The 12937-nt window shown below is 70.0% G+C and carries 10 protein-coding genes; 4 read left to right on the top strand and 6 right to left on the bottom strand.

Going from position 1 to position 12937, the window contains the following annotated elements:
• Positions 1-55 precede the first annotated feature (55 nt).
• Complete coding sequence (locus ACN28I_RS35220; protein ID WP_420946283.1) at positions 56-715, top strand: hypothetical protein; 660 nt, start codon at positions 56-58, stop codon at positions 713-715.
• A gap of 23 nt (positions 716-738) precedes the next feature.
• Here ACN28I_RS35220 and ACN28I_RS35225 read toward each other — a convergent pair whose 3' ends face one another.
• Together ACN28I_RS35225 and ACN28I_RS35230 are read right to left on the bottom strand one after the other, a co-directional pair.
• Positions 739-1872 (bottom strand): cyclic nucleotide-binding domain-containing protein, encoded by a 1134-nt coding sequence (locus tag ACN28I_RS35225; RefSeq protein ID WP_420946284.1) that lies wholly within the window; start codon positions 1870-1872, stop codon positions 739-741.
• Positions 1869-3461, bottom strand: a complete 1593-nt coding sequence (locus ACN28I_RS35230) for a cation:proton antiporter (protein WP_420946285.1) — start codon at positions 3459-3461, stop codon at positions 1869-1871. The genes ACN28I_RS35225 and ACN28I_RS35230 overlap by 4 nt, the downstream gene beginning before the upstream one ends.
• Before the next feature lie 137 nt (positions 3462-3598).
• Between ACN28I_RS35230 and ACN28I_RS35235 the strand changes: the two genes are divergently transcribed.
• Complete coding sequence (locus tag ACN28I_RS35235; protein WP_420946286.1) at positions 3599-5410, top strand: hypothetical protein; 1812 nt, start codon at positions 3599-3601, stop codon at positions 5408-5410.
• Between the two features lie 49 nt (positions 5411-5459).
• Here ACN28I_RS35235 and ACN28I_RS35240 read toward each other — a convergent pair whose 3' ends face one another.
• Entirely contained in the window at positions 5460-6611 is a 1152-nt protein-coding gene (locus tag ACN28I_RS35240; RefSeq protein WP_420946287.1) for a PQQ-dependent sugar dehydrogenase, read from the bottom strand.
• 102 nt (positions 6612-6713) lie between these two features.
• Between ACN28I_RS35240 and ACN28I_RS35245 the strand changes: the two genes are divergently transcribed.
• Both ACN28I_RS35245 and ACN28I_RS35250 read left to right on the top strand, forming a co-directional pair.
• Complete coding sequence (locus ACN28I_RS35245; RefSeq protein WP_420946288.1) at positions 6714-7532, top strand: 2-oxo acid dehydrogenase subunit E2; 819 nt, start codon at positions 6714-6716, stop codon at positions 7530-7532.
• Between the two features lie 10 nt (positions 7533-7542).
• Complete coding sequence (locus tag ACN28I_RS35250) at positions 7543-9309, top strand: NUDIX hydrolase (protein WP_420946289.1); 1767 nt, start codon at positions 7543-7545, stop codon at positions 9307-9309.
• Between the two features lie 161 nt (positions 9310-9470).
• Here the strand turns inward: ACN28I_RS35250 and ACN28I_RS35255 are convergent, their stop codons facing one another.
• From ACN28I_RS35255 to glnA, 3 genes are all read right to left on the bottom strand, one after another.
• Complete coding sequence (locus ACN28I_RS35255) at positions 9471-9800, bottom strand: hypothetical protein (RefSeq protein WP_420946290.1); 330 nt, start codon at positions 9798-9800, stop codon at positions 9471-9473.
• A 5-nt stretch (positions 9801-9805) separates the two neighbouring features.
• Positions 9806-11194 carry a DUF2314 domain-containing protein gene (locus ACN28I_RS35260; protein WP_420946291.1) on the bottom strand — a complete coding sequence of 463 codons (1389 nt, stop codon included), beginning with the start codon at positions 11192-11194 and terminating at the stop codon, positions 9806-9808.
• A 137-nt stretch (positions 11195-11331) separates the two neighbouring features.
• Entirely contained in the window at positions 11332-12753 is a 1422-nt protein-coding gene (glnA, locus tag ACN28I_RS35265; RefSeq protein WP_420946292.1) for a type I glutamate--ammonia ligase, read from the bottom strand.
• Positions 12754-12937 lie beyond the last annotated feature (184 nt).

A 12937-nucleotide genomic window follows, 5' to 3' on the forward strand; every position in this document is an offset into this window, starting at 1 on the left:
CTCCGGGGCAGGCAACGGGTGAGGGCAGGCCGCGATGCGCTATGCTGGGCGCGTCATGGACCTCCTGAATGACCTCCTGAACATGGTCCCGGGCGAGCTCATCGCCTTCATCGTTTTCATGGTGGTTTCCCTCACCTACGCCTCCAGGGGCCGGAAGAAGGAGAGGGTGCTCGAGGAGAAACGGCAGGCCGCCTGGGCCAACATGGCCAGGCCGCTCGGACTGACGTACGAGAAGGGCGGCACCCTCACCGGAGAGTTCGAGGGGTTGCCCGTGCACATCGGCCCGGAGAATGGCGAGCGCATGGGAGAGGCGATGGAGAACGAGACCGTGTACGTGGTGCGGGTGGAGGTGCCCGGGAAGTTGCCCGGTCACTTCGTCGCCGCGCCGCGCAAGTGGGCGTCGTTGCTCGTGAGGGTGGGCGTCATCAACGTCTTCAAGGCGGGAGAGCCCGTGCTCGACAAGGCCCACATCTTCCAGAGCGCCTCACACGAGGCGGGCCTGAAGCTCATCCAGGACCCGGACGTCCAGCAGGCGCTCCGCGACCTGGTGAATCCCGAGAGCGTGAGCTACGTGCGGGACAACCACGTGGGCCTCACGTACCTGACCCCCACCTTCGTCGAGGATGCCGGGAAGGTCCGCCACGACCTGGCGCTGCTGGTGCGCGCGGCGAACGCGCTCGCGAAGGCCCAGGAGCGGCTCCGGCTCGCCGCCTGAAGGGCGGGCCCGGAGCCCCGCGCTCAGCGGCCGAACAGGCCCTTGCGCTTCTGGGGCGCGCGGTCCTGCTGCGCCATCTTCGTCAGCCGCTGCCCGAGGATGCGGCTCATCTCCAGCGCCACGGCGGGGTTGGCCATCACCACGCCCCGGAAGTCCTCGCGGCCCACGGCGGCCAGCTCGCACGCCGTGGCGGCCATGGCGCTCGTGGCGCGCGGCTCCCCGGTGAGCAGGGCAATCTCTCCGAAGAAGCCGCCGGGCTTCACCACCTCCACCAGCCGCCCGCCTTCGGCCAGCAGGCTCACCTGGCCGGAGACGACGACGTAGAAGGACTCTCCCGCGTCGCCCTTCTTGAAGATCGTCTCCCCGGTCTCCTTGCGGAGGTAGTCGGCACCGCGCGCCACCGTGGTGAGCTGCTCGTCATTGAGCGGCGTGAGGAAGTCCACCGAGCGCAGCATCCCCGCGAGCGGCGAGTCGGCCTGGCGCTGGGGCTCGGCGGTGAGGTGCTCCACGGCCCGGGCCAGCTCGCCGCGACGCGCCACGAGGATGATGGTGTGCCCCGCGCGCAGCACCGTGCTGCCGTCCGGCAGCGTGATGCGGCCCTCCGGGTCCACGATGCCGATGAACACGCACTCGCGCGGGAACTCGGGCTGCGCGCGCACCTGGGCCACCGTGCGCCCGGCCACCAACGCCTTCGCGCTCACCTCCAGCTCGAAGAGGATGGCCGTCCCCGCCGCCAGCGGCAGCGAGCCCGCCACCTGCGGGAAGTCGATGGCCGTGGTCATCTTCGCCACCACCACCTCGGCCTCCTCCACCAGCTCGCTCACCCCGGCCAGCCGGTAGGCCTGGCGGTAGCGGCTGTCCAGCATGCGCACCATGACGCGCGCGTTGCTCACGGAGCGCACCAGCGTGGCGAAGGCCAGGTTCTCCGCGTCACGCGTCAGCACCCCGGCCGCGATGTCCGCGGTGTTGATGCCCGCCGACTCCAGCACCCACGGGTCGTTCGCGTCCCCGCACACCGTCACCACGCCGATGTCCTCGAAGAGCCGGTTGCAGGTGGTCTGATCCCTCTCCACCACCGTCACATGGTGCTGCTCCGCCACCAGCCGCGCCGCCAGCGCCCCGCCCACCCGTCCACCGCCCGCGATGATGATCTTCATGACACCTTCCTCACAGGGCCCGCCTCGTCTTCCTGGGCGCTCGACAGCACGTGCTCCAGCTCCAGTGTGCGTGTGTCCAGCCTGGCCAGTTGCGTTTCGGCGGTGGCCTCGGGGATGAGGCCGGCGCGCCGGGCCGACAGCAACGCCGTGCGCTCCGCGTCGATGAGGCGGCGGCGCGTGGCCAGGACGATTTTCGCTCCCTGCGCCAGGTGCTGCTCGCTGAGCCGGCGCAGCTCCCGCTCGGCGCTGGCGATGCCCACCTGGTAGTCGCCGCGCAGGTGCTCATAGGCCGCGCGGGGGATGAGCCCCTGCTCGTGCAGCTCCTCCAGCTCCTGGCGCGCGGCGCGGCTGGCGATGAGGCGGGCCTGCTGATCCGCCACCGCGTAGGCCACCGGATCCTCGTGGAAGAGCCCCAGCCGCTTGAGGATGTCCGTGAGCATGAACCCCTGCACCACCAGGGACAGGAAGCAGACGCCGAAGGCGATGGCCACCAGCAGCTCGCGCGAGGGCGTGTTCTCCGGCAGGCCGAGCGCCAGTCCGATGGACAGCGCGCCCTTGATGTTGCCGAGGATGAAGACGTGCTGCCAGCGCATGGGGACGGCCTCGGAGGGGCGCAGCCAGCGCAGCAGCAGGAAGGGCAGGTAGATGGCCACCGCGCGGCCGGCGAAGACACAGGCCACGGCGATCAACGTCTGCGGCAGGTAGCGCACCAGCGTCTCGGGCCGGGTGGTGAGCCCCATCGACAGGAAGAGGAAGGTGTTCACCCCGAAGGCGGCGTACTCCCAGAAGGTGTGGATGGCCACCTGGCTCTGCGGGGCCACGTGGCGCCGCAGGTTGATGCCCGTGGCCAGTCCGGCCGTCACCGCGGCGATGGCGCCCGACAGGCGGAGCTGCTCGCCGATGACGAAGGCGGCGAAGGCCAGCGCCGTGGTCACCATGATTTCGGCGAGTGGATCCTCGGTGCGGCGGATGATGAAGCCGGCCACCAGGCCCAGGGTGACGCCGATGGCCAGTCCTCCCACGGTGGCCCCCAGCACCTTGGCGCTGATGAGCGGCAGCGAGAACGAGGACACGCCGCCCACCACGATGCTGGAGATGGCCGCGTAGGCCACGAGCGCGGTGCCGTCGTTGAAGAGACTCTCGCCCTGCATGATGCCGGAGAGGCGCCGGGGCACGGGGGCGCGGCGGAAGGCGTAGAGGATGGAGACGGTGTCGGTGACGGCGAGAATGGACCCGAGCAGCAGCGCGGGGCCCCAGGCGAGCGCCAGGGTGTAGTGGAGCGCCGCGCCGGTGGCGGCGATGGCCAGCACCATGCCCAGGGTGGCCAGCATGGCGATGGGCAGGAGGTTGGCGCGCACGTTGGCCACGTCCGCGGTGATGCCGCCCTCGAAGAGCAGCAGCGGCAGGCAGACGAGGAAGACGACCTCCGGGTTGAGCGGAGGCATGCCCGGGAGGACACCTCCCACGGACAGGAGCAGGCCTCCCACCACCAGCGCGACGTTGTATGGAATCCGGACGCGCTTGGCGGCGATGGCGAGCGAACTGGCGGCCACCATCAGGCCGATGATGAGGGGCATTTCGAGATGCACGCGGGGCCAAGCCTCGCAGAAGCGCGCGCCGCCTGCACGGATTGCCTGCACACCAGGGAGGCGAGCCCCCGGGTCCATCCCTGGGGCGGGGCCGGGGAGGCGGGAAACAGGAGGGCCCGGCTCTGGTTGGGGCCCCCATGAAACACATCCTCCTATCGCTTGCCCTCCTGGCGTGCGCGGCTTGTGGTCCCGAGCTGCCCGGAGACCTCTCCTCGGACAACCCGCCCCTGGACACGCTGGACACCCAGGAGGCTCCGCTCGTGACCCAGCCCGCAGGCTCCATCCCCGCGGGGCTGCCCGCGCGCCTGATGGTGGGCCTCTTCGAGGACACCGGCCAGACCTGGATGAAGGACAGCGCGGTGCCCTGGGACGTGCGCTACCGCTACTTCACCAAGGGGTGGATCAACAACTGGGGTTGGTCTCCCGAGCCCGGCGTCTGGGGCAAGCAGTTCATGACGGAGTCCGCCGCCCAGGGCTTCATCCCGGCCATCCAGTACTACCAGGTCAACTCCGAGCCGGGTGGCGGCGAGGCCCAGTTCCTCGCCAAGGCGCAGAACGCCACCACGATGAAGAGCTACTTCTCCGACTTCAAGGTGCTGATGCAGCGGGCCAAGGAGTTCGGCAAGCCGGTGCTCGTGCTGATGGAGGCGGATGGCTATGCCTATCTCCAGCAGCAGTCGAACAACAACCCCAACGCCTACGCGGCGGTGGCGGCCACGGGGCTGCCGGAGCTGGCCGGGCTGCCCAACACGGTGGCCGGGTGGGGGCTCTCCTTCCTCCAGCTTCGCAAGGCGGTGGGCGCCAGCAACGTCATCCTGGGCATCCACATCTCGGGGTGGGCCACGGGCAAGGACATCGCGCACTTCTCCCTGACGGATCCGCTGCAGCCGGAGGTGGACAAGGTCTACAACTTCCTCAAGCCGCTGGGCCTGGGGAGCAACGTCACGGGGGCGACCTATGACGTGCTGGTGGGCGATCCGCTCGACCGCGACACGGACTTCTACACGCAGTACGGGCAGAACCGGTGGTGGGACGCGAATGACTCGGCCTCCATCTCCTCCAAGAGCTTCAACCGGTACGCCGAGTGGCTGCGCCTGTGGAACCGCACCTCGGGCAAGCGCTGGGTGCTGTGGCAGCTTCCGGAGGGCAACTCCAACAGCCTGAACGTGCCCAACACGGACAAGGCGCCGCGCGCGGCGGGCTACAAGGACAACCGCCCCGAGTACTTCTTCGGCACCGGGGGCTCCGCGCACCGCGAGAAGTTCGCGAGCAGTGGCGTCATCGCGCTGCTCTTCGGCCGGGGCGAGGGCCAGCAGGCCTCGCACACCAACGACTACTACACGGACGGCCAGCTCTTCCTGAAGAGCCGCGCGGGTGCCTTCCTGAAGGCCGGGGGGCTCGCCATCCCCAAGGGTTCCACCACGACGCCGGCTCCCACGCCGACGCCGACCCCCACGCCGACTCCCACGCCGACGCCGACTCCCACGCCGGTGCCCGGCACGGACTCCGCGCCGTACAGCTTCGAGCCGGGAACGCAGGGGTGGACGTTCTCGGGGACGCTGGTGAAGGGCGTGACGTCGTCCACCGCGAAGGCGTATGCGGGGAGCCGCTCGCTCGCGGTGACGATGGGTGGCACCGCGGCCGGGATGTCCCGCGTCTCCGTGCTCAACGCCGCCGTGCCCGCGGGCCGGACGGTGTCCTTCCGGGTGTGGGTGCCGGCCGGTAGCCGCATCACCGGCATCCAGCCGTATGTGCAGCAGGGCGCCGCGGGCGGCTGGCTGTGGACGGGGACGTGGGTGGGCGCCGCGTCCCTGAAGGCCGGGGACTGGAGCACCCTCACCGTGCAGGTGCCCGCGAACGCGGCGTCGCCCCTGCACCAGCTCGGCCTCGAGCTCTTCACCGATGCCGCCTGGTCCGGCACGGTGCATGTGGACTCGGTGAGCTGGTGAGCCTTGGGGGCCGCGTGCGCCCGGACGGGCACGCGGCCCCTGCTTCTTTTCAGCGGCGGATGCGCAGGATGACGTCCTTGCGCGCCGTGCAGTCTCCGCGGCTGTCGCAGTTGCTGGTGGTGACGTAGAGGTGGCCGTCCGGACCCATGATGGTCTCCCGCAGGCGGCCCCACTCGTTGCGCAGGTACACCTCGTGCTGGGCGACCTGGCTCGGATTCTCCTGGGAGAAGACCACCCGGTGCAGGTGCCGTGAGCCGAGCGTGCCGATGAGCAGCGAGCCCTTCCACTCGGGGATGGCGTCGCCGGTGTAGATGGCCGCTCCGCCCGGGGGCGCCGCGTCCTCCCAGGTGAGGGACGGGGTGACGAAGCCCTCGCCGGACTCGCAGCGATAGACGGTGGGCCAGCCGAGATTGTCCCCCTTGCGCACCACGCTGACCTCGTCATGGCCGCGGCGGAGCGTGTCGCCGCTGGGACCGTGGTCGGTGAAGTAGAGCGTGTCGCGGTCCTTCCAATCGAAGCCCTGGGTGTTGCGCACGCCGGTGAGGAAGACGGGCTTGCCGGGGAAGGGATTGTCCGAGGGCACCTCACCCTCGGGCGTGAGCCGCAGCAGCTTGCCGGCGGGGGTGTCCACGTTCTGCGAGTTGTCCGGCTCGCGCGAGTCCCCCGTGCCGACGTAGAGCATGCCGTCCGGGCCGAAGCGGATGCGCCCGCCGTCGTGGTACTTCGCCGCGGGGATGCCACCGAAGATGACGCGGTCGAAGGTGGCGGTGGTGTGGTCCTCGGAGAGGGTCCACCGCTCCACGCGGTTCTGCGTCGAGCCGCCCTCGTCGGTGGTGACGTAGATGTAGAACCGCCGGTTGCTCGCGAAGCCGGGGTGCGCGGCGATGCCGAGCAGGCCGCTCTCCCCGGCGGAGGAGATCTTCACGGTGGCGACGGGAGCGGGCTGGAGCGCGCCGTTGCGCAGCAGGCGGATGCGGCCGGGCCGCTCGGTGACGAGCGCATCGCCCCCCGGGAGCCAGGCGATGCCCCAGGGCACCTCGAGCCCCTCGGCGACGACGTCGACGGTGATGGGCACGGTGCCGTTGGGGCCGAAGTCATCCTCGACGAGGATGCAGTCGGGGGCCGTCTTCGCCTGGCTCTTGCGGCAGCCGGAGCAGGCGGCGAGGAACACGAGTGCGGAGAGCACGAGGCAGGTACGCATGGCCGCATGTATGACGGGTGGACGGACCGTGTGCCACCGGACCGTGGCGGGCACGTCAGGAGGTGGACGCGGGGGGACCGGTGGTAGAGGACTCGCCCGCCCGTGAACTTCCGCCTCCTCACCCTCGGCTCCTACAGGTCTCCCCGGGACCCGAGTGCCTATGCGGCGATCGAGGTGCGCATGGAGCGCGCGCTCGCGTACGTGGAGGCCTTCCGCTCGCGCTCGGGCCAGCGCCTCACGGTGACGCACCTGGTGGCCAAGGCCGCCGCCGATGCCCTGCGCCGCTACCCCGAGGCCAATGTCATCCTGCGCTGGAACCGGCCCTGGTTGCGCAAGCGCGTGAGTGTCTGTGTCCTCGTCGTGCAGCCCGAGCACCTCGGCCGCGTGGACCTCACCACCGCCACCATCCCCGATGCGGATGCGCTCTCGCTCCAGGACTTCGCCAGCGCCATGCAGGCGCGTGTCGACCACGTCCGCCACCGCCGGGACGCCGTCATCGAGCGGGGCAAGCGGCGCTCCTACCGCGTCCCCGGCCTCGTCATGAACACCGTCCTCCGGTTGCTCTCCTTCGTCTGGTTCACCCTCAACGTGGACCTCGCCTGGGTGGGCATGCCGAGAGACCCCTTCGGCTCCGTCGCTGTCTCCAACGTGGGCTCGCTCGGGCTGGAGCGGGCCTGGCTGGCCATGGTGCCCTACACCCGCGTGGCCCTCTATCTCGCCTCCGGTGCCGTGCGCGAGGTCCCCGTGCTCGAGGGCGGCTCGCTCGTCCCCGGCAAGGAGATGACGGTCTCGTGTACCTTCGATGCGCGCGTGCTCGATGCGGAGGTCGTCGCGCGTGTCCTGCGCCACATCGGCGACGCGCTGGAGGACCCCGCTTCCATCTGGGGCCCGCCCGCCCCCGAGGCCCCCTCGGCGCGGTAGGCTGGCGCGCATGAAACTGCCGCTCGTCATCACCCTCGCGCTCTCCACCGCCGCCTCCGCCGCGCCGAAGCCCCTCCCGGCCGGCTACTGGCCCGAGTCCAGGACCCAGGAGCTCCTCGCCAAGACCGAGACCATCCGCCTCGCGCCGGACCTCTCGCGCCTCACGCCCGAGGAGCAACGGGCCGTGAAGGACCTCCTGGAAGTGGGGCGGATCCTCCAGCGCGTCTACGAGGAGTCCCGGCATCCCCAGGCCCTGGAGGCACACGCCCGGCTCACCCGGCTCGCCCCGCGGTCCGACCTCCTCACCCTCTACCGTCTCTTCCAGGGCCCCATCGCCACGACGCTCGACAACCGCCGCGAGCCCTTCCTCCCCGTCACCGCGGAAGTCCCGGGGCGCAACGTCTACCCTCCGGATGCCACCCGCGAGGAGGTCGACGCCTTCCTGGCCCGCTTCCCGGAGCAGCGCGAGGCGATTCTCGGTGAGCGGACCGTCGTCCACCGCGCCACGAAGGCCTGGCTCGACCAGGACCTGGCCACGCTCGGGAAGCACCCCGTGCTCGCCGTCCTCCACCCCCGGCTCGCCCCGTACCTGAAGGCACTCGCGAAGAAGCCGGATGCGAAGACGCTCTACGCGGTGCCGTACCCGGTCGCGTACGCCAACGACTTCGTGCGCGCATACGAGCTGCTCATGCGCGCGGCGGACTCGGTGGAGAAGGGGGATGGGGAGTTCGCCCGTTTCCTCCGCAACCGCGCCCGGGACCTGCTCTCCAATGACTACGAGAGCGGCGATGCCTCCTGGGTGACGGGCCGCTTCCAGCGCCTCAACGCGCAGATCGGCGCGTATGAGACGTATGATGACGCGCTCTACGGCGTGAAGGCCTTCCACGGCATGAGCCTGCTCCTGGAGAACGAGGAGGCGACGGGCGCGTTGCGCCGGGCCCTCGGTGGACTGCAGGCGCTCCAGGATTCCCTGCCGTATGTGCACCCCCGGCGCGTGCGCGAGGACATCCCGGTGGGCGTCTACGAGGTCATCGCCGACTTCGGTCAGGCGCGTGGCACGAACACCGCGAGCATCCTCCCCAATGACCCGCTCTTCTCGCGCCGCTACGGCCGCACCATCCTGCTGCGCGACAACATCATGAAGAACCCGGACCTCTTCGCCGCCGACGAGCGCATTCGGCGGGCCGCCACCGTGGACGCCCATGCGGGGGACCTCGCCCCCGAGGGGAACTCCCATCGCACGCTGTGGCACGAGATCGGCCACTACCTGGGGGTCGAGCGGGACGCGAAGGGGCGCACGCTCGATGTCGCGCTGGAGGACTACGCGGACGCACTCGAGGAGATGAAGGCAGACCTCGTCTCGCTCTTCGCGCTGCACTCCATGAACAAGAACGGGACGGTGGGGGACGCCACGCTGCGCGCCGTGCGAGCCTCGGGCATCCGGCGCACGCTGCAGAACGCGAAGCCGCGCCGCGACCAGCCCTACCAGACGATGCAGCTCATCCAGTTCAACTGGTTCCTGGCGCATGGGCTGCTCGAGGCCGACCCGAAGACCGCGCGCCTCACCATCCGCTACGAGCGCTACCCGGAGACCGTCACCTCACTCTTGAAGGAGGTGCTCACGCTCCAGCACGCGGGAGACAAGGCCGCCGCCGCGCGCTTCTTCGACCAGTGGACCACCTGGACGCCCGAGCTGCACGAGGCACTCGCCGCCCGCATCCGCGAGGCCCAGGGCGCCCGCTTCCGCGTCGTGCACTACGGAGCCCTCGGCGAGTAGGAGGCGCACGGTCCGGGCGCACTCTTCTCAAAGCTGTCCAACAGTCGGACACCTTTTGCGAGGCCGGGCCCAGCACGCTCCGGCCGCGTGCTTCACCGGCTGGTCCAACAATCGGACCAGTTGCTCGCGGCCGGGCCCGGAGGGTCCTCCCGCGCTGGTGCTCAGGGGCCGGGCCGGGAGCGGAACCACGCGGCGTAGGGCGTGTTCTCGACGCGGCGGCGGTTGAAGTCCGGGGTGCCGTCGGTCCACCACGGCGGCCCCCGCTCCCCGAGTGCCACCTTCGCCAGGTGTACCCGCGCACGGGCCTCCCGCTCCGCCTCGGCGTCGCGGGCCCGCAGCGCGAGGCCCACGTCCCGCCGCGCGTGCATCAGCGCTTCCACCAGCAGCGCGCGCTGTTTCTGCCCGAGCCCGGGGTTGGAGCGCCGCCAGAGCTGCCCGTCCACCACGATGTAACGTCCATCGGGTGTGGTGAGCGGCCCGGTTTTCGTCATGGGGCTCAACGTCCCTCGTAGCGGCGCATGAGGATGCGGCTGCTCTCTCCGCCCTCCTCGGTGCCGTCCGGCCGCGTGTAGAGGTAGTCGTCCACGTCCCCCAGGGGGACGTTCACCGTCGAGCCGCGGCGCAGCCCGCTCACGTCGACAGGCTCGTTGGCGAGCGTGCCGCGCAGTTGGTCCTTCTCCCAGCCGGTGACCTGGAACCACATGTGCTCGGAGCTGCCGTCATCGGTGCGGAAGCCCGCCTTGACCACGAGCGCCTCGGGATGCCGCAGCCCCTTCTCCACGCGCGGCTTCAGCTCGGTCAACCGCAGGCGGGCCTTGCGCGCCACCTCCGCCAGCTCGGGGTCTCCCGGCTTGACGGGTGTGATGCCATCCGGCTGCTTGCCGAAGAGGGTGTCGAGCGCCGCCAGTTGCCGCGCGTGCGGCGTCCCGCTGCCCGGGAAGGCAATCTCCAGCAGGTGGTTCTCCGGGTCCCCCTCGTCACGCTTCGCCTCGATGGCCCGCAGCTTCATATTCCGGCGCGCCCCCTCCGACATCTTCCCCTCGAGCTGGCGCTTCACCTTGGGGTCCTTCACGCGCGTCAGGTCCACGCTCAGCGTCCCATCCGCGGGCAGCTCGAGGCCCTCGGCCAGGAGCTGCGCGACACCGTTGACGAGCGTCCCCACCTCGTTGCCCATCGAGCGCTGCACCTGCTCCACCACCAGGTCCGGCAGGCCGAGCTTCGCCATGCCGAGGGTGATGACGCGCAGGCTCTCGCCATCGCCGTACACGTGCATCGTGATGTGCGCCGGCAGGGAGGGCGCGCCGCCGCTCCAGCCGTCCAGCCGCTGCTCCTTCCAGCCCCGGGGCGAGTAGTACTCGCGCGTCTCGGCGTCCCAGAGGAAACCCGCGTGCTCGGCCGCGAGCTGGTGGGCGAAGCGCGTGGCAGCCAGGAGCGCCTCGTTGCGCCGGGCGAAGGGCACGTGGAAGGCCAGCACCGTGGCGTGCCTCGCCGTCTTCAGGCGCTTGCGCTCCTCCGCGTTCAGCTTCCGGCCGAAGAATTCCAGCACCTCCTCGTCGATGGGCTCCAGCTCCTCCGGAGGCACCGCCTCGAGCTCCACCTCGGGCTGCGGCGCCCCGGGCTTCCAGGCTCCGGCCAGCTCCTTGTACTTCGACGCCAGCAGCTTGCGCGCCTCCGCCACCGCGTTCCCCTTCGGCGGTGTGGGGTGGAGCAGGACGAAGGTGTAGGTGATGTCCGCGTTGTGGAGCAGCGGGGCGGGGAAGACCGTGCCGGCCCCCGTACCCGCGGGAGGCGGCGTGGGCTTGTCGGCCGCGTGGGCCACGGAGGTCAGGCTCAGCAGCAGGCCGAGCAGCAGCCGCGCCGCGAAGGACGCGCGAGAGAGGGACATGGTGGGACTCCAGGGAGATGTGAGGCGTGAGGTGGTCACGCGTGCATCATCCTGGCGGCTCTGACAAGGGTCACGGGGCGCTCCCCAGGTGTTCCCAGGACGCGCCCCGTGTGGAATCCGGGAGGCCCGAGACAGGCTCAGATGTCGTAGTAGAGCTGGTACTCCATCGGGTGCGGACGCAGGCGGATGGCGTCCACCTCCTTCTGCTTCTGCTCGATCCAACTCTCGAGCGAGTCCTCGCTGAACACGTCCCCCTTCAGCAGGAACTTGTGGTCCTTCTTCAGGCAGTCCAGCGCCTCCTCCAGCGAGCCCGGCATCTTCGGCACGTCCTTGAGCTCCTCCGGCGACAGCCCGTAGATGTCCTTGTCCAGCGGCTCGCCCGGGTCGATCTTGTTCTCGATGCCGTCCAGCCCCGCCATGAGCTGCGCGGCGAACGCCAGGTACGGGTTGCAGCTCGGATCCGGCGAGCGGAACTCCAGCCGCTTCGCCTTCGGGCTCGCGCTGAACATCGGAATCCGGATGGACGCGCTGCGGTTGCGGCTCGAGTACGCCAGGTTCACCGGCGCCTCGTACCCAGGCACCAGCCGCTTGTACGAGTTGTTCGTCGGGTTGCAGATGGCCGCCAGTGCCCGCGCGTGCTTCAGGACGCCGCCAATGTAGTGCAGCGCCATCTCGCTCATGCCCGCGTAGCCCTCGCCCGCGAACAGCGGCTTGCCGCCCTTCCACAAGGACTGGTGCGTGTGCATGCCGCTGCCGTTGTCCCCGTACAGGGGCTTGGGCATGAACGTCACCGTCTTGCCGTGCCGCGCCGCCACGTTCTTCAGCACGTACTTGAACCACATCAGGTTGTCCGCCGTCTTCACCAGCGTGTCGAAGCGGAAGTCGATCTCCGACTGGCCCGCCGTCGCCACCTCGTGGTGCTGGCGCTCCACCGTGATTCCCACCTCACCCAGAATCCGGCACATCTCGTCGCGCATGTCGTTGTGCGCGTCCGTGGGCATCACCGCGTTGTAGCCGTCCTTGAAGCCCGGCTTGTAGCCCAGGTTGCCGCCCGGCTCCTCGCGGCCCGAGTTCCACGCGCCCTCGATGGAGTCCACCTCGAAGAACATGTGGTGCGGCTCCGTGCTGTAGCGCACCCCGTCGAAGATGAAGAACTCGGCCTCCGGGCCGAAGAACGCCGTGTCCGCCAGGCCCGTGCTCTTGAGGTACTTCTCCGCGCGCGCGGCGATGTTGCGCGGATCCCTCATGTACTGCTCCTTCGTGATGGGGTCCGCCACGTTGCACAGCAGCACCAGCGTCGGCGTCTGCGTGAAGGGATCCATCACCGCCGTGTTCGGATCCGGCATCACCAGCATGTCCGAGTTGTGGATCTCCAACCACCCCTTGATGGACGAGCCGTCGAAGCCCAGGCCCTCCTCGAAGATGCCCTCGCTCAGCTCGTGCAACGGTACCGCGAAGTGGCGCCAGCGGCCGATGAAGTCGATGAAGCGCAGGCTCACCATCTGTGCGCCGTGCTCCTTCGCGAACGCGAGCACGTCCTTCGCCGTCTTGTTGCTCATAGGGGGCACAATCCTTTTCCGCCGGGTGGGTACTCCCAGTGCGTCGCGGACACTAGGAACGAGCCCCCTCGGAGGAAAGAGCAACGTGCGCCCCGCGTGACACTCCGCTCGCGCCCCATCAGTGCGCGGGGGTATCACGTCAAGGTGACGACACTCGGGCTTGACGTCGGGCCCGTCCGGGCGG

Source organism: Archangium gephyra, assembly GCF_049060025.1.
GTDB classification, from domain to species: Bacteria; Myxococcota; Myxococcia; order Myxococcales; family Myxococcaceae; genus Archangium; species Archangium gephyra_A.